This is a genomic window from Megalodesulfovibrio paquesii (genome assembly GCF_054653055.1).
On record NZ_BAAIGQ010000001.1, the window covers coordinates 244,188 to 268,776 of the forward strand.

The window sequence follows — 24,589 nt, forward strand, 5'->3', positions numbered from 1 at the left end:
CCTGCGCATCAGGCCGGGACTTGACCTCCTCCTCAGCCTCGGGCATCGCTAGCCCTTATGACCAGCTTCCCCTGCATCCTCCCCGCGGCCGGCCTGGGCTCGCGTCTGGCTCCGCTCCTGGCCCCAGGCCTGATGGCCATGGCGCCGTTCAAGGAACTCCTGCCCGTGGCCGGCCGGCCGGTCATCCTCCACGCCCTGGCCCAGGCTGCAGCCGCCGGGGCAGACACCATCGCCGTGGTGCTTCGTCCGGGCAAGGAACTGCTCAAGGATTTGATTGACCAGGAAAAAGCCGCTCTCGCGCCGGGTTGCGAGGTGGTCTATCGCTGGCAGGATTTCTCCCAGGGGCCCCTGGGAGAGGGCCACGCCATCCTGCAGTGCCGCGATGTGGTGGACGGCGCCCCCTGCTTCGGCGTGCTGTACCCGGACAATCTCTACCTGCCGCCAGCAGATCCCGCGCCGGGTCAGACAGTAGCAGACACCCGCCCGCCAGCAGATCCCACGCCGGGGCTGGCGGGAGCCGACACCCGCCCGCCAGCAGATCCCACGCCGGGGCTGGCGGGAGCCGACACCCGCCCGCCAGCAGATCCCACGCCGGGGCTGGCGGGAGCCGACACCCGCCCGCCCCTGGCCATCCTGCGTGCAATCGCCTGCCGCAGCCAGAACGGCACAGGGCAATGCACCGACACCCTGGCCCTGCACCGGCCCGAGCAGCAGGAGCTGGCCGGCTACGCCAACTCCGGCCGCCTGGATCTGGCCCCGCACCCGGACTGCATCCCCGACCTCCGGCAGATCACCCGCGTGTATGAAAAAGGCCCCGGCACCTTCATGCCCCGCCGCCCCGGCGAGGCCCGCGCCTGCGGCCTGAGCGTGGCCACCCCGCGCTTTCTGGATGCCCTGGCCCACTGCCACCGCGCCCTGCCTCCCGGCCAGGAACGCACCGACGGCCACGGCCGCCGCCGCATGCTGGCCGATGGCCTGCCCCTGCTCGCCTTCCAGCTGCCGGGCCGCGTCTACGACATGGGCACCCCGGAAGGCTATGCCCTGACCTGCAACCGCTTCGAGGCTGCCATGCCCTGAAGCGCACGGGAGGTACCGCCATGCGTCGCCTTGCCCTGCTGGCGTACTGTATCGTCGGGCTGTGCTTTAGCGCGACGCCGGCCCTGGCTGTGGACAATCGCCCCTACGCCACACTCCTCTCGGCCCATGTGCACAATGGCCTCGTGGATTATGCCGGCCTGCAGCGGGACGAGGCCGTGCTGGACCAATACCTGCGGGCGCTGGCCGATATCGACGCCGACGCCCTGTCCCGGGATGAGGCGTTCGCCTTCTATTTGAATGTGTACAACGCCTGGACCCTCAAGCTCATCCTCACCCGGTATCCCAACATCGATTCCATCAAGGATCTTGGAACACTCTGGCGGACGCCCTGGCAGCAGACAGTGGTGCGCCTGCGTTCGGGCACAGCCACCACCCTCGTCACCCTGGATCACATCGAGCATGGCATCCTCCGGCCCCGCTTCCGGGATCCCCGGCTGCACTTTGCTGTCAACTGCGCGTCCATGGGCTGCCCCAGGCTCCACAATGCGCCGTTCGAGGCTGCCACGCTCCAGGCGACCCTGGACCGCCTGACCCGCGCCAACATCAACGATCCCGCCTTCAATCGCCTGGAAGGCAACACCTTCCACGCCATTCGGGTGTTTGACTGGTTTGCCGAAGACTGGGGGGATGAGGCCGGCATCCGGGCCTTCCTCCTCCACCACGCCGAGCCTCCTTTGGCCCAGGGACTCCGCTCCGCCGGCGACAGGCTGCGGATCAGGTTCACGGACTGGGACTGGCGGCTGAACAAGGCGCACGCGGCAACAGGAGGTTCATGATGCCACGCTTTGACTATGACATCGGCGTGATCGGCGCCGGGGCGGCGGGGTTGTCCTTCACCGCCGGCGCGGCCCGGCTGGGGGTCAAGGTGGCGCTCATCGAACGGCGCGAGGTACTGGGTGGGGACTGCCTGCACTTCGGCTGCGTGCCCTCAAAAACGCTTATCAAATCCGCGCACGTCCATCATCTCCTGCAAAACGCGCCGCGCTACGGCCTGCCCGCCGTCCAGCTCCAGCCCGTGGACTTCCGCCAGGTGGCCGCGCGCATCCGGCAGGTCATCGCCGCAATCCAGCCGCATGATTCGCCAGAACGGTTCCGCAGCCTTGGTGCGGACGTCTTGTTCGGGCAGGCCCATTTTACGGATCCGCATACCATCCAGCTTGCGGGCCGCCGCCTCACTGCCAGACGATGGATCGTGGCCGCCGGCGCCCGTCCGGCACTGCCGGCCATTCCCGGGCTGGAGACGGTGCGGTACCTGACCAATGAAACGCTTTTTTCCATGGACACCCTGCCCCCCTCCCTGCTCATCCTTGGCGGCGGGGCCATTGCCGTGGAGCTGGCCCAGGCGCTCCAGCGGCTCGGCAGCAAGGTGACACTGCTGCAGCGTGGGGAACAGCTGCTCTCCAAAGAGGATCCGGACATGGCCGCCCTGGTCCGCGCTGCGCTGGAGCAGGACGGCGTGGCCGTGCATACGGGCATGACCCTCGACGCCGTCAGCCAGGAACAGGATCAGACCGTGGCGATTGCCACCAACGCGCTGGGCCAGCGCTGTCGCTTTGCCTCCCACGCCCTGCTGCTGGCCATGGGGCGGCAGGCCAATGTGGAAGGGCTGGGGCTTTCACAGGCTGGGGTGCGGTATCGGCCGAACGGTATTGCGGTCGATTCCCGCATGCGTACTTCCCAGCCGCACATCCTGGCCATCGGCGACATCACCGGCGCGTACCAGTTCACGCACGCCGCAGGCTATGAGGCAGGGGTGGCCCTGGTCAATGCCGTGTTCCGCCTGCCACGCCGGGCGGACTACACGCGCATGCCGCGGGCCACTTTCACCGCGCCTGAGTTCGCCGCCCTGGGCCCCACCGAGGCCGCGCTGACAGCCGCCGGGGTGGAGCATACCGTCTGGAAGGAGTCCTTTGCCCAGAACGACCGCAGCCAGGCGGAAGGCGAGACCGAAGGGGTGCTGAAGGTCATCCTGGATGGTCGGCAACGTCCGCTTGCCGTGCAGGTGTTCGGCCAGCAGGCTGCGGAACTGTTGGGGGAATGGGCCGTGGCCCTGGGCGGCAGGGTGGGCCTGGGCACGCTGGCGTCAGTGGTCCGGCCCTATCCAACGCGGGGCGAAATCGGCAAACGCCTGGCCGGGGCAGTGCTTGCGCCACGGCTCTTCGAGGGCATAGCCCCCCGCGCCCTCAGGCTGCTGTTCGGATACCGCGGACAGAAAGGCAGCCGGAAAGTGTAAGCCCGGGCGACAGCCCGGCGCTACTGCGCCGGTATTGCCCGGACTACTGGCCCGGCGCTACTGCGCCGGGCCTTTGCCTTCATCAAAGTAGTAGGGAGCGCCCTCGCCTTCCAGCTCCAGGGCCTGGACTTTTTCATCCAGCCAGTCGAGCAGCGCGCGGGCAGTCTGGTAGCTGACGATAATCCGCTGGTCGATGCGGCGGACCACGGTGCGGGTTTCTTCGTCCATGGCCGCGATTTCCGGTCCCACCTGGCCATCGGGATGCACCAGCTGTTCGGAGGTTTCGGGCAGCTTGTCGGATTCGGTGTAGAAGTTCAACTCAATCTCGCCGTGGGCGTTAATGCCGCCCCACACGCCGTGTACCAGCGAGGGGCGCACGTCCTGCGCGCCCACGTATTCGTATTTGATCTTGAGGGGGTACTTGGGACCCTCAGCCATGGCGCCGTCACCTTGTCGTCCCTGTCCGTGCCGGACAGGGGTTGAATCGGGTTGTATAAAAAAGTCAGGTCCGGAGCTGCACCAGGGTGCCGTCCGTGGCCTCGGGACGAGGATTGACCACGGTTTCCGAGATGACCGGGATATCCGCCGCATGCCTGGCGGCAAAGGCGGCGTCCGAGTACTTGGCCTCGCCCGAGGCTTCGATGTCGGCGCTGATGTCTGCGGCCTTGTCCAGCAGGGGTCGGAAGGGCGGCGGTGTCTGGGGCAAATCCTCCGGGCCCAGGATGGGATGGCCCGGCGAGTTCTCCAGCATTGTATAGATACACTGGGCGTACTTGCTGACTTCCATTGTCCTGGCAAAGATGCCCATGCGCCCCTCCCGCTGCACACATGTTGAGCGAACGGCTCGTCCTTTTTCACATCTACGCGTTTCGAATGCTGAAGTAAAGCAGTCACCGCGCCAGGATGCAGCAATAGCGGCCCGCGCCGCGCCAGCGGCTGCCCTTGCGCCGCGGGGTTTCCTGTCGTAAAGAACTCGCCCATTCAGCCACTTCCACTTTTTCATTGTCAAGGATGGACCATGGCCGACGTTGAGCAGCAATTCACGCTTGAGGAGCTTCCCCTGGCCTTTGAATTCGGCCTGGAAGACTACATGATGCTGACCCGTTCGCGTCGTGTGGATCATAACAGCGGCGAAATCATTGAAGAGGTGCTTCCTGGCTGGGGGCCACATCTCAAGGCCCTGCGCATCAATACCCAGGACAGGAACAAGCCCGAAGGCTATGTGCTCGTCTGGCTGGACACTCCGGTCGAGGCCGAGGTCAACACCGCCTGGGAGCAGTCTCCTTCCCGCGCCTTCACGCTGAATTCCCTGGCCCAGGCCCTGCTCATGGCCGCCCTGCGCGAGGCCGTGCCGGACATCTCGGCCTCGGCCTGCGCCCCTGTCCCCGCCCCCACCAAGGCCCTGCGCGCGGCCCTGCAGGCAGCCGGCGTGCCCTGGGAAGAAGGCGCCATGCTCGGGCGCCAGTACGCCATGCTCACGTATGCGCCCTTCAAGGGCAGCTGCGACATTTGCCACGTCCGGGAAGATTGCCCCAAGCTCTCGCAGGAGCGTCAGGGCTGAGGCCGGCATGCTTGAATTGCGCGACCGGTTGGGCCAGCTCTTCCAGTGGCGCACCCTGCCCGATGGCAGCACCGTGCGCCTGCTGCCCCATGCCGCCACCCTGGCGCTGGCGAGTACCCTGGACCAACACCCCGGGGACGTGGACCGCGCCGCCCTGGACGTGGACATTCTGCCGGAACGCTACCTTTCCCAGGCCCACAGTCTGCGCCTGGCCGATCAGCGCCGGTTGTGCAATGCCCGTGTGGCGTTGGCTGGTCTGGGTGGTCTGGGCGGACTGGTGCTGGAGCAGCTTGCCCGGGCCGGCGTCGGCTTCATCAGGGCGGCAGACGGCGAGGTGTTTTGCCCTGCCAGCCTGAACCGCCAGTTCCTGGCCACGCAATCCACGCTGGGCCGGCGCAAAATCGAAGCGGCCGTGGCCCGCATGGGGGAGATCAATCCCAGCGTCACCCTGGTGGCCTGCCCGCGCATGCTGGACCAGAAAGGCATGGCCCGGCTGCTGCCAGGGGCGGATCTGGCCATCGACACCCTCGGGGAGGAGGACGCGCGGGCAGCCCTGCGCCGGGCCGCGCGGGAAGCCGGCATGCCGCTGGTCACAGCGTCAATAACCGGAGAGCGCGGCCAGGTGGCCGTTCTCTGGCTGGATCAGGATCCGGCGGCAGCGCTTCCGGAGGCACACCGCGGGCAGGATGCGCCCCCCTGGGCCGTGACCCTGGCGGCCTCCCTGATGGTGCACCTGACGGTGCGCTGTCTGCTGGGCAGCATCAGCCCCGGGAGCCCCTGTGCAACCATGAGCTTTGATCTTGGCGAGTTGACGGCTGCCCCTCTCGGGCGTTGAACCGCCGGCCCTGCCCGCGTTCCCTGCAGATCTCCAACGATACCGACTGCATGGCGGGATGCTGATGTGCCGCGGCCTGCTTACGGCTTGCCCGAGGGCTTCATGTTCTCCAGCGTCTTGAGGGGCAGGGTCAGCACATCCAGCACGGTGCGGAAGACCGTACCTGTGAGCTCGGTGACGGCCGAGGCCAGGGTGCCGCCCTGGCTGTCATCCACGTCCGGATCGTCCATGGCCCCTTTGATAATCACAGGGAAGCTCGGGATGATCCGTGGATCAATCTGCAGGACATACTCCATGCGTTCCTGTGGAAAGCTCAGCCAGCCTGAGCCGGTGGCGGTAAAGCGGTCGCTGGTTATGCGGGAGTCGCTGTTGCGGACCACACCGTCGGTGAACTGCATGGTCCCTGCGGCGTCGATGATAGGCAGGATGGTCAGCTCCCGGCGCGGCTTTTCCGGCGGGGCGGGTTTTCTATCCCGGCGGATGAGATGGCTTTCGGTTGAGGGGGTGGTATCGGGCTTGATGGTCCGGTAGTAGCCATAGAAGCCACGCACCACCTTCAGGGAGGCCGAACCGCCCAGTTGGCTCACGTGCTCCTGCATGGAGCTGCCACTGCTGTACAGCTGAAAGGAAAGATTGGTCCGGCCGCCCAGCCGCTCGCCCACCCCCAGGGCCTGGGCCACGGTGTTCAGCTCAAAGTCCGCCATGTCCGCGCCCACCACCAGCTGCACGCCGGGCTGTTTCCGGTCCGCCAGCAGGGAGAGGTGGCCTTTGACCCGTCCTCCCGCCAGCCGACAGGTGAACGGCTCGGCCCGGAGCTGGCCGGGCAGGCCTTCCAGGTTCATATCCAGCTGCTCCAGGTGCAGATCAAACAGCCTGAGGGAGCCCACATGCAGCGCCCCCTTGAGCTGGAGGCCTTGCAGGGAACGGCCTTCCCAGGGGCGGGCCGGCTCGGCAGCGGCGGATTTGTCCGCTGCGGATGGCGCAAAGTAATCGTCCAGGGTCAGCCGGTCTGCCTGCAGCTGAAACCGCCATCCCGTCGGGCCGGTTTGATTGTTGCCGCCCAGGGAACAGGAAATGTCGCCGCGCAGAGTGGTGTCATCCACCCTGGCCGTGAGCCGGGAAAGGGAGAGGCGATCCCCCTCCAGCTTCCAGTCCGTGTTCAGTTCCACGCGGGAAAAGGCATCGGCCTTGCGCGTGGCCGGCAGGGAAAGGCCAAGGGCCTGGCAGAGGGTGGCCAGCCCCCCTGTCCCCGGTTCGATGCTGGCCGAGCCCTGGAATACCGGGGAACTGCCGAGTCTGGTGGCCGTCACGCTGCCGGTGGCTTGCACATTGTGCGCCTTGAGCGCCAGGGAAGAGAGGGACAGGCGGGCCTTGGAGGCGTCCCAATCCCCGCGGGCCTTGAGCGTTGCCGTGGTGGCGGCCTTGCCCAACAGGCCTGCGGGCAGGGCGGCGGCGAGATCTATCTGCAGGCCCGAGGTGCTGCGCAGCGCCAGGCTGCGCGGGGCCATGCCGGCCGTGCCTGTGCTGCGCAGCACAACATCCACAGGCTTCCCGGCCTCCACCACCAGACCCTTGGCTCGCAGGGACAGATCGGCCTGCACAGGCTGGGGGTCCTGGGCGGCAGCACCGCGCGCGCGTTTGGCCGACCCGGCCTTGCCCTGCACGGACAGCGCATCAAAGGTCCCGATATCGGAATTGCCCGCCGGAGAGGTAACACCGGTGGCGTGTTGCACGCGATCCCAGTCCAGGGAACCATGCTCAATGTTCAGGGAGGCAGCCAGCTCCCAGTCCTCCTGCCAGGTCTCCACCGAATGCCCGGCGGCAGTGGCATTCAAAGAGAGCGTCACCTCGCCGGAACGGACCAGTCCGGCTGCCAGCGCGCCCTTGAGATCCGGGCAACGCGCCAGGGAGGTTTTTTCCGCCGCCAGGGAGACGGTGAGTCCCTTGGCGTTCAATCCGGCCTGCCCCTGCACCGCACTGCCGCACACCTCGCCCAGCCCCAGGCGCATGTCCAGCCCATCCCGGTTCAGCACGGCGTGGGCCGCGGTATGCTGGAAACGACGACCGCTGAAGGAGACGTCCTCAATACGCAGATCGGCCTCCACGCGCATGGCGTTCCAGGGCTGGGGCAGCCCGGGAATGGTGCCTGCAGCCAGGGCAGCGATGACGTCGTCCGCGGTCAGGGTGCCATTGCCCGGTGTGGCGAAGGCAGCGGCAAGCTCGTCGCCGTTCAGACGTGGCGCCTGCAGCTGGAGGGAAAGGGCCGGTTCCTCGCCCAGGGCCAGGGTGGCATTGCCATTCAGGACGGAATGGCGGCTGGTCATCTGGAAATCCTGCAGGCTCAGGCGAGAGGCATCTGCAGCAAAGCCGGTGCGAAAGGCTGCGGTTTCCCAGGGGCGGGAGTGCGGCGTGCCGGGGACAGCCTGACGGACGATGGTGCCTGTGGCGCGCAACTCGGGCGTGGCGAAATGTTCCAGCCGGATGTCCAGCTGCAGCCGTTCCGGCCCGATGAAGAGATTGGCGCCGTGGAGTTCCGCCAGTTCGGCGGCAGTGTCCAGGCTCAGTCCGGTCTGCAGATGCACGGGGAGCATGGCCTTGCCCAGCCGCTCGCTGTACAGGCCGGCGGCAAGATCCGGGGGGATCTGGCCGTCGAAGGCCAGGGTGGCGTTGCTGAGGCGCACATTGCCGCTGGTGACATCCACGGCGCAGTCGCCCCGCAAATCCAGCATGCCGGCACCAAACCGCGTGCTGTCGGCCTGGGCCTGCAGGGCAATCTTGAACCGGGTGCCCGCGCCGGTGATGCAATGGACTTGCGACAACACCAGCCGCTGGTCGCGCATGGCATCATCAAACACCAAAAATCCATTGACAATACTCACTCCGCTCCAGCGCATGCGCTTGCGGGCAGCGGGATTCGCCGCGGGGGCGTCGGTGGGGGCCGCCACATCCGGATCCCCGCCAGCAAGGGCCAGGAGATCGTCCCAGTTGGCCGTCCCATTGGCTTCCCGGCGCAGGCGCAGCACGGGATCCACCAGGATAATCCGGTCCAGTTCCACGTCCCCTCTGGAAAGCAAGGGCCACAGCCGCATCTGCACCACGGCGGCGTGGGCCGTGGCAAATAGCGCGGGGGATTGGACAGGGGACGGGTCTTCTGCCTGGGTGGTGGCATTGGCAATGCCGGGCATGGTAGAGGGCATGGGAGCGGGCATGGGAGCGGGCAGGTCCGCATCGGCCACCGTCACCTGCCCGATGTGGAGCCCCAGCCAGGGATAGACCGCCAGATGCAGCCCCCCATGCACCTGAACCTGACGTCCCAGGGCCTGGGAAAGCCAGCCGGCAATCTCCTCGCGGTGGGCCGTGGGATCAAGCAGTGCGACCCAAAGCGCCGCCACCGTGACCGCAGTGGCCACTGCCAGCGCCAGGGCGCCCACGCACAGGATCAGTGCGCGGCGCAACCGGCCCGGAACACCACCAGAATGCGCGGGGTGCGGAGTGCCCACTCCTGTATCAGGGGTGTCGTGCGCGGGCTGGGAATCAGAGTGCAGAATCGCCTCCAGTAGCCTCCTGAGCCTGGCGAGGCTCTGGCTCCACGTGCTTGCACGGGCGATGTATGCCCACAAGCCAGCGGCCGAATAGCGAATCCGGCATGACGTACCGATCGGCGCGGCGTTCCAGAAATCCTTCCTGCTCCATCCATTCCAGGTGCTGGCGGAGCAGATGCACGGGCATGGAGCCGCCAGTCTGAATATACGGCGAGCCAATGCCTGCCAGCTTGAAGGCCTCCTCCACCGTCACCCCATCCCCGGCGGCGCGGCGCAGCAGTTCCAGCAGCAGGGGCGCAAAGAGCGCATCCAGCCCGGCGTACAGCGCATCTTCCTGCCGGCGCCAGCGCAAGTGCTCGAAGGGGCCGAGCAGGCGCGTGGCGACCACCTCATCCAGAAACGCGGCATCCGCAACATTGGCATTCTGCTGCCGGGCCTGCCGGGCGGCCTGTTCCAGGAGCAGGGCCAGATGTTCCGGATAGGCCGCCCCTGCCAGAGCCACGGCGTGTTCCGCCGCCTCGGGGGCAAGCGCCAGCCCAAGGGCGGCGGCGCGTTCCCGGGCCCAGGCGGCGGCAGCAGCGGGATCGGAGCGGGTGTCGGCAACTTCGGCCTGGGGCACGTTGATGGCCAGCTCGTTAAAGGGTGTGAGCACGTCCTCCACGCGATGGCATTTGAGCAGGGTGGAAATTCCGGGTGTGGCCAGGATGACCACGGCCAGCCGCGGCGAGGCGGCCCGGGCCAGCATGTCGAAAAACACCCGCAAATCCATGCGCCGGGCAGAGTCCTGGCCGGCACACAGGCCGCCCTGCCAGGCTTGCAGAAACGAGGTCAGGCCATCAAACAGCAGGCAGACACCCTGGGCCTCGTCAGGCTGGCCGGTCAACAGGCCCAGCAGTTCGGTCAGGACTTCGCGCCAGTCCCGCCCCGTGCCGCAAAGGGGCCGGGTGCGCGGCTGCTGTATGGCCTGCGAAAACACCTGCACCACATCCAGCATATCCTTGCAGTCCGCAAGCGGAATCCGCACCACGCGCCTCGTGGCTGCCATGCGGGCCTGCAGCTCGCCGAACAGGGCCTCCCCGCCTCCGCCCGGCCGTGCCTGACAGCACAACGGTTCGCCGTGTTCCAGGGAGTCGAACACGTCATCAAGCAGGGAGACAGGAAGAAAGCCGGCGGCAGGAAGCAGGGGAAGAGTCATGGACGGGCAATCCTTCATTACGTTGGCGGTGAAATGATCCTGGCGGCGGGGCATTGGAACGAGCGACCGTGACAGACCGTCACGGGCATGTGAGGGCTCCGGCCTACTGATCCAGCTCGGTAAACGCCTCGTGGCGGTCGGCCATGTGCTTGAGGATAAATGTCTTCATCTCCTCAAGCGGCAGCGGGCGGGCAAACAGATAGCCTTGGCCGTACTGGCAGCCTTTATCCATCAGCAGCCCCAGCTGCCCCACGCTCTCCACGCCTTCGGCCACCACCTCCATGCCCAGGGCATTACCCAGGGACAGGACCGTCTTGATGATGGCGAAGCTTTCCGCATCCTCATCGCAGGAGCTGACGAAGCCCCGGTCGATCTTTATATGATCGATGGGGAACTGGCGCAAGTAGGACAAGGACGAATACCCGGTGCCGAAGTCGTCCATGGACACGCTTACCCCCAGCCGTTTGAGCTTGCCGAGCATGCTGCCCGCGCCTTCGGCGTTGATCATCAGCACGTTTTCGGTGATTTCCAGGGTCAGAAAACGCGGATCAAGCCCGGTTTCCGTGAGGATAGCCTGCACATCCGGCACCAGGGAGGGTTGCAGGAACTGCTTGCCGGAGATGTTCACGCTCATGTGCGGCAGTTCCTCGTCCGTGAGCCCGTTGCTCAGAAAGAGCTGGTGCCAGGCCAGCAGTGTGCTGCAGGACGTGCGCAGCACCTCCGCGCCCAGGGGGACGATGAGGCCTGTATCCTCGGCCAGGGGGATGAATTCCGACGGCGGGATGAAGCCGTGGCGGGGATGAATCCAGCGCGAAAGCGCCTCGAACCCGTGGATGCGCTGGCGGGCGAGATCCATGATGGGCTGATAATAGACCTGGATTTCCCGGCGTTCCACCGCGCGGCGCAGCTCGGATTCCAGTTCCATGATCCGCAGGGCCTGTTCGTGCATTTTCTGGTTGAACACCTTGAAGCGGGCCTTGCCCTGCTCCTTGGCCTTGTACATGGCCGTGTCTGCATCGCGCAGGATGGAGTCAGGCCGCTCGTAGCCGTCCGTGATGAGCACAATGCCCATGGAGGCGGTGGAAAAGACCTCATGCCCGGCAATCATCAGCGGCTGGGCGATTTCATCCAGAATGCGCCGGGCGATTTTCACAGCTTCGCGCGGGGCGTCGATTTCCTCCAGCAGGATGGCGAATTCGTCACCGCCAAAACGGGCCACGGTATCCGTGGTCCGGACACACATCTCCAGATTGCGGGCCACGGCCTTGAGCAGTTCATCCCCAGTTTCGTGGCCCAGGGAGTCGTTGATGATCTTGAAGCGGTCCAGGTCCATGTACAGCACGGCAAAGAGATAATCCCTCCGGCGCTTGGAGCGCTCCAGGGCCAGCTGCAGATGATCCTGGAACAGCATGCGGTTGGGCAGGCCGGTGAGGGGATCATGAAAGGCCTGGCGCCGCAGGGCGTTTTCCATCTCCCTGCGGACGGTCATGTCTTCCACAGAACCCTCGAAGTACAGGGTCTCCCCGGTGCGGTCGGCCACCTTGTGCCCGTTGGCGGAAATCCAGACGATGCTGCCATCCACCTTGCGGATACGGGTCTGGAATTCCTTGATCTGTCCAAACACCTCTATGCGGCGCAGGAATTCCTGATAGGCTTCCGGGTCTGCAAAGTGTTTGTTCGGATCAAGCGCCACGGCGGTCATGAATTCATCTGGCGACTCGTAGCCAAAAATGCGCGCCAGGGCCGGGTTGGCGGCAAGGTACCGGCCTTCCGCGGAAATCTGGAAGATGCCCTCCACTGCCTTTTCGAAGATGGAACGGTAGCGAGCCTCGGCCTTGCGCAGGGCCTCGCCCACCATGCTGCGCTCTGCAGCCTCCAGCTTGAGCAAGGCATTGGCGTGGGAGAGTTCCCGGGTGCGCTCCTCCACCTTGCGCTCCAGATCCTCCTGGGCCCGGCGGGCAATCTCGTTGTTCACCTTGCGTTCGGTGATGTCCCGGAACACGCACAGGATGGCCGTATCCTCATGCAACCGGAGGCAGAGCGACGAGACTTCCGCAGGAACAAGGGCGCCATCGTCCCGGACAAGTTCCACCTCCTTGACGGCAAAGGTGAGCTGCTCATCAAGGTTGCAGGCTTCCGGGAGCCCGCCGCGGCCCAGGAGCCCCAGGGTCTGCGTGGTCTTGGGGCCGAGGATTTCCACGCAGGGGCGGCCCAGCACCTCGCCCTCATGCAGCTGCAGCATGGTCAGAAAGGCCCGGTTGAAGCGGGTGATGGAGCCGTGGGAGTCCACCACCAGCATGCCGTTGGGCATGGAATTGATAATGGCCGACAGATAGGCCAGGGCGTCCTGCAGTTCCTCCGTGGCAGACTGGGCCTTGGAGGTCAGGGTCTGGAAATGCTGGGCCAGTTCGCCAGCCATGGTATGCATGGAACGGGCCAGATCCCCCAGCTCATCCTGGGCCCGCAGATCCACCTGCCCTTCCAGGGAGGCTGAGAAATCATGCGCTGCCACGCGGTTGGAGTATTCGGCCAGCCGGGTCAGCGGGGCGGATATGGAACGCACGAAGAGCCAGGCCAAGGCCGTGCTGGCCAGGAACAATCCAAGAATCATGGCCTGTTGCACAAGGAAGGCATTCCAGAACTCGCCGTGGATGCTGTCCATGTCCATGCCAACGTGCACCGCGCCACCCACCCCTTGCAGGATGGGCCAGACGGCATGGATGGCCATGCGCCCGGGCCTGCCATCCTGCGGGATGATGGCATCGCGCAGTTCCACGACCTTTGGCACACTGTGGCCGAGTGGAATGGCCGCAAAGGCAGCCACCTCGTCCAGCACCACTTTGGACGGCCCTGGTGCAAAGGTGTGCGCCACCACCTGGCCCTGCTCGTCCGCCACCAGCACGTAGGCCACGCCCCTGGTTTCCAGGCTGATGTCGATACGGCTCTGCACCCCGACCACATCATACTGCATGGCCGAATACATGTCGGACTCGGCCAGACTGCCGGCCAGGGCCAGGGCCTTGCTGGCATATTCCTTCTGCAGCTCCCGGCTGATGTGCAGGCCGGAAAGCAGCGAACTGGCCAGGGCCATGATCCCGAACACGGTGACCATGAAGCTGAGCGTGCGGCGGAACAGGCGGGATTTGCTCATGGCGTGACGGCTTCCCACTGCCGCAAGGGCACCAGGCGGCCATTTTCGTAGGTGGTGAAATACACCCGCCGTGAGGCTCTGAGGGAGGTGGGGCCAAAATTCAGAGGAGCTTCAATGCCCAGGTCAAAATTCCCCATGCTTCGCAGGGCGTCCAGCAGACCTTCCCGTTGCAGATCTGTCCCCGTGCGCCGCACTGCTTCCAGGAACAGCCGGGCAGACAAAAACCCCTCGAAGCCCACCATGCTATACCGCAGCGGCGTATACTGCTCCACCAGGGCCAGGGCAGGAGTGGGCGCGACGACCCGCTCCATGGCCAGCCGATAGTCCCGCACCGCAGGGAGTTGTTCATCCTCGTAGCAGGGCACCACCTGCGAGCCAATCACCCGCCGCGTCAGATCCTTGCCCGCGGTCACGCTTTCCTGACGCAGCAGCAGCAGGAGGTTGTCCGTATCCACAAACGACATGGTCAGCATGAGTGCGTCCAGCCCGGCCTTGCGCGCATCACGGATAAAGCCGGCCGTGGGGCTGTACTGGCCCACGCAGAGGACGGCGTCCGGCGGGGGTTGTCCACCTTCGGGCAGAATCCTCGCCACTGCAGGCGTATAGTCTGCGGAAAGGTCACTGCCGCGGGCGTAGGTGGCTTCGGTGTAAATCTGCAGGCCCTGCCTGGCCAGCACCGTGCGCAGACTCTCCCAGCCGCTGCGGCCAAAACTGTCCGCCTGATAGAAGATGGCGATGCGCCGCCGGCCTGTGGCCAGCAGCCGGGCCACCATCGCCTCAGCTTCGTCGGCATAGCTGGCTCGCAGATGCGCGATCAGATGTACCTGCCGGCCATGCCGCAGGCTGGATGCCCCGGTAAAGGGAAACAGGAGTGGCAGGCCCGCGTCCTTGTCCCGGGCGAGCAGTGGCAGGATGCGCAGCGTGGTGGGGGTGCCGACGTAGCCGAACAGACAGAAGACCTTGTCGTCCGTCATGAACGCGATGGTGTTTTGGAGCGTGCGCAGGGGGTCGTAGGCATCATCACGGCAGATCAGGCGCATGGGAGGCAGGCCGTAAGGCCGAAGCCGGGCTTCTTCCTGAAAGGCCGCCATGGCTCCGCGGTAAAACTCATACCCCAGCCCTCTGGACGGGCCGGTAAAGGGGGCGGACATGCCCAGCACCAGCTCCGTGCCCTGCTGGGCGCGGGCAGTGGACACGGCGCACCCGAGGCACAGCACGGCGCAGAGTGTCAGGAGCAGCCCGGGGGGCAAGGTCCAGCACAGGGCAAGCAGCCTCGGCAACCTTGGCAGCCTCGGCAACCTTGGCAGCCTCGGCAACCTTGGCAGCCTCGGCAACCTTGGCACCTTGGCGCGGACGGGCGCTGCAGCACGTCGACCCGTGTGCGACGCGGCATGGCGGGCAAATGACGGCAGGATGACAAACCCCCTCGCTGAACATGCACTGCCGGCGCGTGCCGTCCCGCATGAGTTCACGCTGGGCGGCAGCTCTGCTTCATCTAGCCAGAAACATGAGAGTTTGGCAACATGAAGCATGCCGGCGGAATATCATTTCCGCGTGCCGGTCCCGGAAGGTGCCTCCAGCCCTGGCAGCTACTGGCTGTTCCCGGCCGTTCCCGCCGCGGCGCCTGGAGAAAAATTCGTCTGAATGGCCGCAGCCACAGCCTCTGCCGCCACCTTGTTGCCCAGGGCATTCCAGTGGGTATCCTGCAGATGATACACCCTGCCCTGCGTGCGTTGCGCCTCGCGCAGGGGCGGCAAGAGGTCCACCATGGGCTGTCCGGTGCGCTCGCAATACTCCCGGATGCGCTGCTGCGGCAAATCGCGGACATAGCGGGAGGCGTCCCGGCCAACCATCAACGAATCCCACACCGCATCATCCACCTGCAGCTCGTCCGGCTCCACCACAATGAGGAGCGGCGTGCCCACCACCTTGCGGAAATAGTCCAGGGCCTGGAAGAACAGCCGATACTGCCGTTTCATGGACGGCTTTTCGGGATCCAGATATCTGAGCCGCTGCCCCAGGCGCTCCTGGTACACCTCCTTGGGAAAGGTCGGTTTTTCCAGATCCGGATTGAACAGGTGCGGCGGGGCCGGCAGCGGCGCATCCACCATGTCATCTATGCGCGGAGGCAACGCAGGATCCCGCATGATGGGCAGCCGGATGAACGGCTCCGGCCGGGTATAGGGCCGCAGTTGGCGCAGGGTGAACTGCGTCAGCCGCCAGTTCTGCACATAGCTATGATTCAGGATGTTCGGTTCCAGGACAGTGATATCATTCAGCGTGTAGATGCACAGCACCGTATAGTCCGGTTTGTACACCGGCGCTTCATGCTGGGCCACCTGGATGTAGCCTTTCATGCCCATCTGCGGCACGGCAAAGTTCAGCACCTCCGTCTGGGCGCAACGGCCCTGCCAGGCCTCCCGCAGCCGGTCCTCCACCACCGTGGCCACATTCCACGGGTACGGCACCACCCCCAGGCCAAAGGAGTCCGCAATCCAGGACACCAGGCACGACCCAGGCTGCTTGGGCTTGAATTCCTTGTCGTAATACCCCTGGGAATTGAACGGGTAGCCGAACATTTCCCCATGCAGGGCTTCGCGGTATGTGCTGAATTCGCGCTGGTCCTCGGTGTTGTACACAAAGGCCATGGTGAAGATGTTGGTATCCACCAGGGTCACGACGGTCTCCACCGCAAATACCAGGCACAGTGCGGCGCCAAGCACCTTCTCCGGCCAGGTCAGCCGCGGTGGCGCATCCGTACGGCTGCCTGCACGGCAGGAACGAAACGACCCGGCCACCAGCCCCAGGCACCACAGGCTCCAGAAAATCACCAGGGAACTGTCAAACACGAGGTTGGTCATGGCCACGTCGCCCACCACATTGGGGTAGGCCCAGCTGGCCACTCCCATGCAGGCGCAGAGTCCCAAAAGCCAGACCAGCGCCGGCCGCCAGCCGCGCATGGACAGGATCCACCCTGCCCCCCGCCGGCTACGCCATACCAGTGCCCCCAGGGCCACGGCGGCGGCGCCGAGGCTGCTCAGGTGCAACCATTCCAGCAACGGACGAAACGACAGCATGCTGCGCTGCAGCATGGACAAATGCGTAGGGATATCTATCCCCTGCAGTACAACAGTCACCGGAAAGGCCGCCACCAGCGCGAGCGTGGCCACCAACCCAAACGGCACCCGTAGCGCCAGACGGATAATTGCGTTCACAGTCCTGCCAACACCCAGCCCCTGCACGAGGGAATCATGTTCCGGACAGCTTGAGACCGGCCGCGCCGGCGCAGATGAGCAAAATGCACAGCACCTTGCCCGCGTTGACCGGCTCCTGGAAGAACAGCATGCCGCACAGGCTCACGCCCAGCACGCCCACGCCGGTCCAGATGGGATAGGCCACGCTCAGGGGCAGCGTTCTGGCGGCAAGCCCCAGAAAGCCCATGCTCGCCACCATGGCCACCACCACGCATCCCGTGGCGCCAATTCTGCTGAAACCATCCGTCCACTTCAATCCAACCGCCCATAACACCTCAAATAAGGCGGCAAGCAACAACCAGCCCCAGGCCATTTCTCATGCTCCCTGCGGCTTGCGGGGTCGTCCCCAGGGCAAAACGCAAGAACGGCGGGTCGTCCCGCCGTTCCGGCCTCAGGCCCGATGCTTGTATCCCGGAATCCCCCCCATGTCGAGCCCATTGGGGACGGGGAATATCAGCGTTTCCTGCCCGCCTGTGCCTGCTTTGTCTGGCGGTCGTCCTGGCTGTGCAGCGTCGCAAGGCCCGGGATGGCTGCCACATCCCAGATCTCCTGGGCATACTGGGCAATGGCCCGATCACTGGAGAAGAACCCCATGCGCGCCGTGTTCAGGATGGAGCGGCGGGTCCACTCTTCCTGATTCAGATACAGCCGGCCCACATCTTCCTGCGCGCCGAGGTACTGGCGATAATCCGCCAGGACAAAGAACCGGTCCCCGCCGTGCAGGAGGGCGTCCACCAGGGGGGCGAACAGGCCGTGCTGCCCTGGCGAGAAGGCGTCACCCCGCAGCATGTCCAGAGCTTCCTTCAGCTCTTCGTCGCCATGGTAGTAGAGCATGGGATTGTAGCCGTGCTGCCGCAGGGAGAGGAGCTCATTCTCGCGCATGCCAAAGATGAAGAGCAGCTCCGGCCCGATGGCCTGGGCCATTTCGATGGTGGCGCCATCCCAGGTGCCGATGGTCAGGGCGCCGTTGATGGCGAATTTCATGTTGCCTGTGCCCGAGGCCTCCATGCCGGCAGTGGAAATCTGCTCGGACAGTTCCGTGGCGGGAATGACCCGCTCGGCCTGGGAGACGCAGTAATTGGGCAGAAAGACCACCTGGAGCTGCTCATTGACGCGGGAATCACCATTCACTGTGGCAGCCACAGCATTGATGGCGTGGATGATCCGTTTGGCCATGAAGTACGACGGCGCGGCCTTGCCGCCAAAAAAGACCGTACGCGGTGTGAAGTCCCTGCCCCGGCCACTGCGGATGCGGTTGTACGCCGTGATGACGTGCAGCAGATTGAGCATCTGGCGTTTGTATTCATGGATGCGTTTGATGTGCACATCAAAAAGATGGTCCGTCCGCAGCTCGCGCATGAGTTTTCGCTTGATGTACGCCTGCAGCCGCTCTTTGTTTTCCAGCTTGGCCGCGCGCCAGGCATCGCGGAAGGTGGGATCCTCGGCCAGAGGCTCCAGCTGGGAAAGCTCCTGCAGGTTGCGCACAAACCCTGTGCCGATGCGCGTGGCAATGAGCCTGGAGAGGGGCTGATTGGCCGACCACAGCCAGCGCCGCGGGGTGACTCCGTTGGTTTTGTTGTTGATTTTTTTGGAGTCCAGCCGGTGGAAATCATCGAACACCCGGGCCTTGAGCAGGTCCGTGTGCAAGGCGGCCACGCCATTGACCGAGTGCGAGCCGATGATGGCCAGGTGGGCCATGCGCACGCTCTTGACCGGTTTTTCCTGAATGAGGGAGACGCGCTGCTTCAGCTGGTCCAGATCCCGGTCACAGAAATCGCCGCAGTCTTCGCCACGGGCGGTGCGCTCCACCTCGCGCAGGAAACGGCCGTTGATTTCATAAATAATCTGCATGTGCCGCGGCAGCATCCGCTCCAGCAGGCTCACGGGCCAGGTTTCCAGGGCCTCGGGCAGGATGGTGTGGTTGGTGTAGGCAAAGGTTTTGGTGCAGATGCCCCAGGCCGTGTCCCAGTCCAGCAGATCCTCATCCAGCAGCACACGCATCAGTTCGGCAATGGCGATGGCCGGGTGGGTGTCGTTGAGTTGAATGGCCACGGTTTCCGGCAGCTTGGTCATTTCCGGGTGCTTCTTGCGGTGGCGGCGCAGGATGTCCTGGATGGTGGCGGCAACGAAGAAATACTGCTGCTTGAGCCGCAGCTCGCGGCCTTCTTCAATCTGGTCGGACGGGTACAGCACCTTGGAGATCTTTTCATCGAAGATCTTGGCTTCCACAGCGCCCAGGTAGTTGCCGGTGTTGAAGAAGTCCAGGTTGAACTCCACGTCGGACCGGGCAGACCACAGGCGCATGTTGATGACGTGGCGGTTGTCCCAGCCAGGGACGAGCATGTCGCAGGGCATGGCCAGCACGGTATCGCCGCCAATCCAGGTGTGGCGCAGGCGGCCGTGTTCATCGGTCCAGTTTTTCACCTCGCCATAAAAACGAACGGGGAAGAGGTGCTGCCCGCGCTCAAACGCCCAGGGGTTGCCCACACGCATCCAGTTGTCGGCCTGCTCCACCTGCCGGCCATCTTCAATAACTTGATGGAATATGCCGTAATCATAGCGAATCCCATAGCCATACCCCGGAATACCCAGCGTGGCCATGGAATCCAGAAAACAGGAGGCCAACCGGCCCAGGCCACCGTTGCCAAGCCCGGCGTCCCACTCCTGCTCGGCCAGATCCTCCAGGGAAAAGCCCAGGTCTTCCATGGCCTTGCGGGCTGTCTCGTAAATGCCGAGGCAATGGAGGTTGTTTATGAGGGACTTTCCGGGCAGGTACTCCAGGGAAAGGTAGTAGACCCGCTTGGCTTTTTCGTCGTAATAGCTGCGCTGCGTTTTGATCCAGTTGTCGATGAGCCGGTCGCGCACGGCCAGGGCCAGGGCGTTGTAATAGTTGTAGGCGTTTTTGCTGGCATAGTCGCTGCCCAGGCTGGAGACGATGTGGCGGATGACGTCTTTTTTGAGACCTTCCACACTGTCGCCGTCGTACAGACCGCTGGACCAGGCGAAGGCCCGTTGGGGATCGAAGCTCTGACTCTGCTGCTTGGGTGTGGCCATCAAGATCTCCTCCGGAGCACAGCCGGCAAGGGTGCCGGTGTTGTTAGCGAACCCAGAAACATACTGCAGGCGTGGCAGCCTGTGCGTCTTGGCAGCCATGGATTGCCCCGCTTCATTCGCCAAGGAAGTATTTCGACAAAAATGACGCCAGGAGGCCGACCCCGGCCCCGCCGTACATGACCAGTCAGGGCGAGCACCACGGCCGCCCCCTGGACGCGCGCCAGATGCCGGCCCCGGCCAGCACCGCCGCGACAACGCCAACCATTATGGATATCATGCAAGACTCCCCTCGTTCCGTTCCTGTGCTGATCATCGGCGGCGGCCTGGCCGGCTGCGAATGCGCGCTGGTCCTGGCGGGCCTGGGCCTGCCCGTGACCCTGGCCGAGATGAAGCCGCACCGCCTGTCCCCTGCCCACCACGACACCCGGCTGGCCGAGTTGGTCTGTTCCAACTCCCTGCGGGCAGACACCCCGGACATGGCCGTGGGCCTGCTCAAGGAAGAACTGCGCAGCCTGGGCAGCCCCCTCATGGCTGCGGCGGATGCGACCCGGGTTCCCGCCGGCAAGGCGCTGGCCGTGGACAGGACACTCTTCTCCGAGCATATCACGTCCCGTGTCGAGGCGGAACCCTTCATCACCCTGGTACGGCAAGAAATCTGCTCCCTGGCCGACCCGCTGCCCGCCTCGGTCCTGGCGGCCGGCGGCCGGGTGATCCTGGCCACGGGGCCGCTGACCTCGGAATCCCTTTCCGCAGAACTGGCCAGCCTGACCGGCGCGGAGCATCTGTTCTTCTACGATGCCATCGCCCCCATCGTGGCCATGGACAGCGTGGATATGGACGTGGCCTGGTGGGCTTCGCGGTACAATCCCGAAGAAAAAGACTACTGCAACTGCCCCCTGACCGAGGCGCAATATGACGCCTTTCTGGAAGCCCTGACCACGGCCAGGGTGGTGCCCAGCCGGGATTTTGAGAAAGAACGGCACTTTGAGGGCTGCCTGCCCATTGAGGCCATGGCCTCCCGCGGCCGGCTGACCCTGGCCCATGGTCCCATGAAGCCCGTGGGGCTGCCGAACCCGCGCACCGGAGCCGAGGCCTTTGCCGTGGTGCAGCTGCGGCCGGAAACCCTGGACAAATCCTCCTGCAACCTGGTGGGATTCCAAACCAAACTGGCCTACCCCGAACAGGAGCGCGTGTTCCGGCTCATTCCCGGGCTGGAACGGGCCGAATTCCTGCGCCTGGGCAGCATGCACCGCAACACCTTCGTCAACGCGCCCATGGTGCTGGATGAGGAATTCCGGCTCAAAGGCAATGCCCAGGTCCATCTGGCCGGGCAGATTTCCGGGGTGGAAGGCTATGTCGAATCCATGGCCCACGGGCACCTGACGGCCCTGCGGCTGGCCGCGGCCCTGCAGGGGCTGCCCTGCCCCGCCGCGCCGGTGGAGAGCATGCTCGGGGCCCTGGCAACGCACCTGGCCACTGCGGCCAAGGACTTCCAGCCCTCCAACGTCCACTTCGGGCTCACGCCTCCCCTGGGCCGCAAGGCACCCAAAGCCAGGCGCAAGCTGCTCTATGCGGAACGCGCCCGCATGGCCTTTGCCGGCTGGCGGCAGACTCTGGAAGAACGCGGGCTGGTGCGCGCCTGCCCCACGCCATAAGGCCGCGCCGGCAGGAGCAAGGCGCTGCTGCAATCAGTCTCGCAAGGCGTCAATCGTTTCGGACGGGTCCAGTGAGGCGTCGCCCGTTTCTTTTCTGATGACCTTGACGAGGTGTGCGGCCGCTTCCAGTTCGGAATTGAGGGCCAGGGCCTTGCCGGCGAACTGCAGGGCCTTGGCGAAATCCTTCTTGTCGTACAGGACGCGGGCGATGTTGTAGAGCAGGTTCTCGTCCTTTGGGGCAAGGGTCATGGCCCGGCCATAATAGGCCAAGGCCTGCTCCAGCATGCCGCTTTTGCGCAGCTTGATGCCGAATTCGTTAAACAGGTGCTTGTTCTCATTGGCAAAAGCCGTTTCGAGGTGCACCAGTTTCCTGAGGACGGTTTCCGCCTTGTCGTGCTCGCCTCGGTCCAGGTAGGTCAGCCCCAGGCCATAGTTGGCGCGAATATTGGTGTCGTCCAGTTTCAGCGCATTCTGGAATTCGTATTCCGCGGAATAGGTCTCTCCCTGGCCGCGCAGGCGTTCGGCCTTGGCCAGGGTTTTGCGCATGGCGCTGATGGCCGGCAGGGTTTTGGAGCGGAAGATTTCCGGCTCCGGCGTGTACCGGGCCAGAAACTCATCCAGAGGCACCTCCTCCACAGGCGAGACCGGCAGGAACGCGTTATTCAACGGCTGCACGGCCACCACGGCCTCACTGGTCTGTTCGGCGTACACAAAGGCTTCGGTGGTGGACTTGCGCCGCGTTGCCCCGGCGCCGATGACGATGGTCCGCGTTCCCTTGTACACTCCGGCAATGCCGCCGACACTCTGCTGTTGTTCCATGGAGGGCTTCCACACTACCCGCCATGGCGCACGCAAGGGCGGAATGCGCAGCGGGGCTGGCCTTGCCTAGGGGCAAGGACATTGGGGACAAGAAAGAGTCACGAACACCTTGAGCCGGCCGCGGTGCTGGTCCTGCTCCGTCTCTGGCGGGCTGCAGACAGCACCGGTGTGCGATGACGAGGCATCCGTGGTCAGGGTCAGGCATGTGGCCGCCCGGGAGGCCAGTTGCTCTTCGCCGCAGGCCACCACCTTCCACGTTTCCACGGGAATGCCGCATGCACTCAGGGCTTCGCTCAGGTACCGGGCCACAATCTCCATGAAGGGGCGGGTTCCGTCAAGTGCAGAGACCGGGCCGCTTGCAGGGGCGGCAACGGAGGGGCTGCCCGGGGTGTCTCCACTGGCTTCGGCAATGGTCGGGTGCAACATCTGACTGGCGTGTACCCTGGCCATGAGCGCCGGCGAGAGGAACAGCGCACATTCCAGCCATTCCGCCCCCCGCAGAAGCAGGCAGATGGCCCAGCAGCTGCCCTGGCGCCCTCCCTGCGAGATGGTGCACAGGCACTCGGCCTTGACCCGCTGCCCGGTAAACCGCAGCAAGGCCAGCTCAAGAGACTGGGCCACAGCCGGCATGATGTCGCGCTCCGGCAAACCATCGAGCACGTCCCATACCACGCGGTTTTTCTCTTCCTCCAGCCATAAAAACTCCTGCATGGCCTCGGCGAAGGATTCGGGGCTGATGGCCCCCTCCTCCAGCAGGACTTCCCCCAGGGAAAAAGAATGCACTGTCTGGCTGAAGAGCAGGTCATCCAGATCATCCCTGGTCAGCAGCCCTTCCTCCACTGCCAGCTCGCCGATGAACTTGGAGGAACGCTTCTGCCGCTCCAACAGGGCGCTGACCTGCTCTTTGGTCAGCAGTTCCTGTTGCACGGCCAGTTCCCCAACGCGCTGGTTATGCTGCAGCAGATGCGCCTGGGCGTTGGCCAGCGTGTCTGGAGCAATGATGCCTTTGTCCAGCAGAAACCGGCCAAAGGCATCCTGCAGGACTGGGGAATTCTCTTTGATTCGATACAGCATTACAGCATGCCCAACACTTTGCCAGATGCAAGACTGCATGCCCACTGTGGCAAAGCGGAGTTCGCGTCACTGGAACTCCACAAGACAGTCACAACTCACCCTGGCGGATTTCCTGTTCACGATACCGCCGTTTCTTTGTGATTTCAAGAAGGTCCTTGGCTTCCACAAAATTAGATTTCAGGGAAAGCGCTTTTTCGCAGTAATGCTCGCAGGCGCGCAGAGAGCCCTTTTCATACAGCGTGCGGGCGATGTTATAGAGCAGGTTTTCATCGGTTTTGCAGAGCTTGAATGCCCGCGCATAGTGCTTCAGCGCCTGGGAATAGAGTTTGTTCTTGCGCAGCTGAATACCGAATTCATTGTACAAGTGTTTGTGGCGCGGCTCAAACAGATTATTCAATCTTGCCAAGCGCTTGAAAACCAAGGAACCCTTTTCCCGATCCCCGCGCTCCAGATAGGTCAAGCCCAGACCGAAGGTGGCGCGGATATTGCCGTCATCCAGGCGCAGGGCTTTTTTGAATTCAAACTCCGCGCTGAAGGTCTCACCTTTGTTGTAGTGAGTTTCGCCCTGCTCCAGGCTTTTGTTCAACTCGCGAATGGCCGGGATCATGCGTTCCATGAACAGCGCCGGCTCGGGAATATAGTCGCGCAGCAGCTCTTCGCGGGTGATGCGTTCGGCGGTGCCGGAAGGGATGAAATTGGAATTGAGCGGCTGCAGGGTGAAGATGCCGCCCTCATGTTCTTCCACGTAGACGTGGATGGACTGGTTGGTGCGCTTTTTGGTGTGACCGAACCCGACAGTATTTTTGACTGTGGTGGTGAAGACGCCCTTGACGCGGCCATGCATTTCCCGCGCCGGGGGGGCAGCTGGCGTTTGTTTTCCTGCTGCTTTGGCTGAAGTTTTGCCGTGTTCGGCATCTTCCATGTCGGTCAGCAACTCATTCATGCGGCCTGTCCCTCATTCCCCGCCACGCAGGCAGTACCATCATCATCTACTCAAGTTCTTCCTCAAGGTAAAGCGAGAGATTCTTTAGAAAGCTGAAGCTCCCCGCCCCAGCGGCAAAACTCACAGTCGGGATTGACTTTTCTTGCTTCTTTAGGGATATATTTCAATGCGGGAT

General features: G+C 64.3%; 18 protein-coding genes. 6 read left to right on the forward strand and 12 right to left on the reverse strand.

Annotated elements, in window-relative coordinates; all coding sequences use genetic code 11:
• Nucleotides 1-57: 57 nt before the first annotated feature.
• From ACYQ00_RS01130 to ACYQ00_RS01140, 3 genes are read left to right on the forward strand one after another with little or no spacing between them, the layout of a single operon-like run.
• Nucleotides 58-1,077 (forward strand): NTP transferase domain-containing protein, encoded by a 1,020-nt coding sequence (locus ACYQ00_RS01130; protein ID WP_460030395.1) that lies wholly within the window; start codon nucleotides 58-60, stop codon nucleotides 1,075-1,077.
• A gap of 20 nt (nucleotides 1,078-1,097) precedes the next feature.
• Nucleotides 1,098-1,874 (forward strand): DUF547 domain-containing protein, encoded by a 777-nt coding sequence (locus ACYQ00_RS01135; RefSeq protein WP_460030396.1) that lies wholly within the window; start codon nucleotides 1,098-1,100, stop codon nucleotides 1,872-1,874.
• Nucleotides 1,871-3,331 carry a dihydrolipoyl dehydrogenase family protein gene (locus tag ACYQ00_RS01140; RefSeq protein WP_460030397.1) on the forward strand — a complete coding sequence of 487 codons (1,461 nt, stop codon included), beginning with the start codon at nucleotides 1,871-1,873 and terminating at the stop codon, nucleotides 3,329-3,331. Before ACYQ00_RS01135 ends, ACYQ00_RS01140 begins: the two co-directional genes overlap by 4 nt.
• 57 nt (nucleotides 3,332-3,388) lie before the next feature.
• Here the strand turns inward: ACYQ00_RS01140 and ACYQ00_RS01145 are convergent, their stop codons facing one another.
• Both ACYQ00_RS01145 and ACYQ00_RS01150 read right to left on the reverse strand, forming a co-directional pair.
• Entirely contained in the window at nucleotides 3,389-3,769 is a 381-nt protein-coding gene (locus ACYQ00_RS01145; protein ID WP_460030398.1) for a hypothetical protein, read from the reverse strand.
• A 64-nt stretch (nucleotides 3,770-3,833) separates the two neighbouring features.
• The gene (locus ACYQ00_RS01150) at nucleotides 3,834-4,139 is read right to left on the reverse strand and encodes a hypothetical protein (RefSeq protein WP_460030399.1); all 306 of its coding nucleotides are present in this window, start codon (nucleotides 4,137-4,139) and stop codon (nucleotides 3,834-3,836) included.
• A gap of 210 nt (nucleotides 4,140-4,349) precedes the next feature.
• Between ACYQ00_RS01150 and ACYQ00_RS01155 the strand changes: the two genes are divergently transcribed.
• The gene (locus ACYQ00_RS01155) at nucleotides 4,350-4,892 is read left to right on the forward strand and encodes a hypothetical protein (protein WP_460030400.1); all 543 of its coding nucleotides are present in this window, start codon (nucleotides 4,350-4,352) and stop codon (nucleotides 4,890-4,892) included.
• 7 nt (nucleotides 4,893-4,899) lie between these two features.
• Nucleotides 4,900-5,727, forward strand: coding sequence for a HesA/MoeB/ThiF family protein (locus ACYQ00_RS01160; protein WP_460030401.1), 828 nt, complete (start codon nucleotides 4,900-4,902; stop codon nucleotides 5,725-5,727).
• 80 nt (nucleotides 5,728-5,807) lie between these two features.
• Here ACYQ00_RS01160 and ACYQ00_RS01165 read toward each other — a convergent pair whose 3' ends face one another.
• From ACYQ00_RS01165 to ACYQ00_RS01195, 7 genes are all read right to left on the reverse strand, one after another.
• Entirely contained in the window at nucleotides 5,808-9,182 is a 3,375-nt protein-coding gene (locus ACYQ00_RS01165) for an AsmA family protein (RefSeq protein ID WP_460030402.1), read from the reverse strand.
• A gap of 79 nt (nucleotides 9,183-9,261) precedes the next feature.
• Complete coding sequence (locus tag ACYQ00_RS01170; RefSeq protein ID WP_460030403.1) at nucleotides 9,262-10,464, reverse strand: hypothetical protein; 1,203 nt, start codon at nucleotides 10,462-10,464, stop codon at nucleotides 9,262-9,264.
• A gap of 103 nt (nucleotides 10,465-10,567) precedes the next feature.
• A complete protein-coding gene (locus ACYQ00_RS01175; protein ID WP_460030404.1) occupies nucleotides 10,568-13,615 on the reverse strand; it encodes an EAL domain-containing protein in 3,048 nt (1,015 codons plus the stop codon).
• The gene (locus tag ACYQ00_RS01180; RefSeq protein WP_460030405.1) at nucleotides 13,612-14,895 is read right to left on the reverse strand and encodes an ABC transporter substrate-binding protein; all 1,284 of its coding nucleotides are present in this window, start codon (nucleotides 14,893-14,895) and stop codon (nucleotides 13,612-13,614) included. The genes ACYQ00_RS01175 and ACYQ00_RS01180 overlap by 4 nt, the downstream gene beginning before the upstream one ends.
• A gap of 309 nt (nucleotides 14,896-15,204) precedes the next feature.
• The gene (locus ACYQ00_RS01185) at nucleotides 15,205-16,830 is read right to left on the reverse strand and encodes an alginate O-acetyltransferase AlgX-related protein (RefSeq protein WP_460030406.1); all 1,626 of its coding nucleotides are present in this window, start codon (nucleotides 16,828-16,830) and stop codon (nucleotides 15,205-15,207) included.
• A 34-nt stretch (nucleotides 16,831-16,864) separates the two neighbouring features.
• Complete coding sequence (locus tag ACYQ00_RS01190; RefSeq protein ID WP_460030407.1) at nucleotides 16,865-17,182, reverse strand: DMT family transporter; 318 nt, start codon at nucleotides 17,180-17,182, stop codon at nucleotides 16,865-16,867.
• A 140-nt stretch (nucleotides 17,183-17,322) separates the two neighbouring features.
• Nucleotides 17,323-19,923 (reverse strand): glycogen/starch/alpha-glucan phosphorylase, encoded by a 2,601-nt coding sequence (locus ACYQ00_RS01195; RefSeq protein WP_460030408.1) that lies wholly within the window; start codon nucleotides 19,921-19,923, stop codon nucleotides 17,323-17,325.
• A 275-nt stretch (nucleotides 19,924-20,198) separates the two neighbouring features.
• On the opposite strand from ACYQ00_RS01195, the gene trmFO reads away from it, so the two are divergent.
• Nucleotides 20,199-21,578, forward strand: coding sequence for a methylenetetrahydrofolate--tRNA-(uracil(54)-C(5))-methyltransferase (FADH(2)-oxidizing) TrmFO (gene trmFO, locus ACYQ00_RS01200; RefSeq protein ID WP_460030409.1), 1,380 nt, complete (start codon nucleotides 20,199-20,201; stop codon nucleotides 21,576-21,578).
• Between the two features lie 33 nt (nucleotides 21,579-21,611).
• On the opposite strand, the gene ACYQ00_RS01205 is transcribed toward trmFO, so the two are convergent.
• The 3 genes from ACYQ00_RS01205 to ACYQ00_RS01215 form a co-directional block, all read right to left on the reverse strand.
• On the reverse strand, nucleotides 21,612-22,397 hold the full coding sequence (locus ACYQ00_RS01205) for a tetratricopeptide repeat protein (RefSeq protein WP_460030410.1): 786 nt from the start codon (nucleotides 22,395-22,397) through the stop codon (nucleotides 21,612-21,614).
• 66 nt (nucleotides 22,398-22,463) lie between these two features.
• A complete protein-coding gene (locus ACYQ00_RS01210; RefSeq protein ID WP_460030411.1) occupies nucleotides 22,464-23,471 on the reverse strand; it encodes a hypothetical protein in 1,008 nt (335 codons plus the stop codon).
• A gap of 88 nt (nucleotides 23,472-23,559) precedes the next feature.
• Entirely contained in the window at nucleotides 23,560-24,414 is an 855-nt protein-coding gene (locus ACYQ00_RS01215; RefSeq protein ID WP_460030412.1) for a tetratricopeptide repeat protein, read from the reverse strand.
• Between the last annotated feature and the right edge of the window lie 175 nt (nucleotides 24,415-24,589).

What these genes read in the sequence shown, in the direction of transcription:
- ACYQ00_RS01215 (WP_460030412.1), bottom strand. Translation starts at nt 24,414, where the DNA reads ATGAATGAGTTGCTGACCGACATGGAAGATGCCGAACACGGCAAAACT.
- ACYQ00_RS01155 (WP_460030400.1), top strand. Translation starts at nt 4,350, where the DNA reads ATGGCCGACGTTGAGCAGCAATTCACGCTTGAGGAGCTTCCCCTGGCC.
- ACYQ00_RS01195 (WP_460030408.1), bottom strand. Translation starts at nt 19,923, where the DNA reads ATGGCCACACCCAAGCAGCAGAGTCAGAGCTTCGATCCCCAACGGGCC.
- ACYQ00_RS01135 (WP_460030396.1), top strand. Translation starts at nt 1,098, where the DNA reads ATGCGTCGCCTTGCCCTGCTGGCGTACTGTATCGTCGGGCTGTGCTTT.
- ACYQ00_RS01210 (WP_460030411.1), bottom strand. Translation starts at nt 23,471, where the DNA reads ATGCTGTATCGAATCAAAGAGAATTCCCCAGTCCTGCAGGATGCCTTT.
- ACYQ00_RS01145 (WP_460030398.1), bottom strand. Translation starts at nt 3,769, where the DNA reads ATGGCTGAGGGTCCCAAGTACCCCCTCAAGATCAAATACGAATACGTG.
- ACYQ00_RS01140 (WP_460030397.1), top strand. Translation starts at nt 1,871, where the DNA reads ATGATGCCACGCTTTGACTATGACATCGGCGTGATCGGCGCCGGGGCG.
- ACYQ00_RS01150 (WP_460030399.1), bottom strand. Translation starts at nt 4,139, where the DNA reads ATGGGCATCTTTGCCAGGACAATGGAAGTCAGCAAGTACGCCCAGTGT.
- ACYQ00_RS01170 (WP_460030403.1), bottom strand. Translation starts at nt 10,464, where the DNA reads ATGACTCTTCCCCTGCTTCCTGCCGCCGGCTTTCTTCCTGTCTCCCTG.
- trmFO (WP_460030409.1), top strand. Translation starts at nt 20,199, where the DNA reads ATGCAAGACTCCCCTCGTTCCGTTCCTGTGCTGATCATCGGCGGCGGC.
- ACYQ00_RS01130 (WP_460030395.1), top strand. Translation starts at nt 58, where the DNA reads ATGACCAGCTTCCCCTGCATCCTCCCCGCGGCCGGCCTGGGCTCGCGT.
- ACYQ00_RS01160 (WP_460030401.1), top strand. Translation starts at nt 4,900, where the DNA reads ATGCTTGAATTGCGCGACCGGTTGGGCCAGCTCTTCCAGTGGCGCACC.
- ACYQ00_RS01190 (WP_460030407.1), bottom strand. Translation starts at nt 17,182, where the DNA reads ATGGCCTGGGGCTGGTTGTTGCTTGCCGCCTTATTTGAGGTGTTATGG.
- ACYQ00_RS01205 (WP_460030410.1), bottom strand. Translation starts at nt 22,397, where the DNA reads ATGGAACAACAGCAGAGTGTCGGCGGCATTGCCGGAGTGTACAAGGGA.
- ACYQ00_RS01175 (WP_460030404.1), bottom strand. Translation starts at nt 13,615, where the DNA reads ATGAGCAAATCCCGCCTGTTCCGCCGCACGCTCAGCTTCATGGTCACC.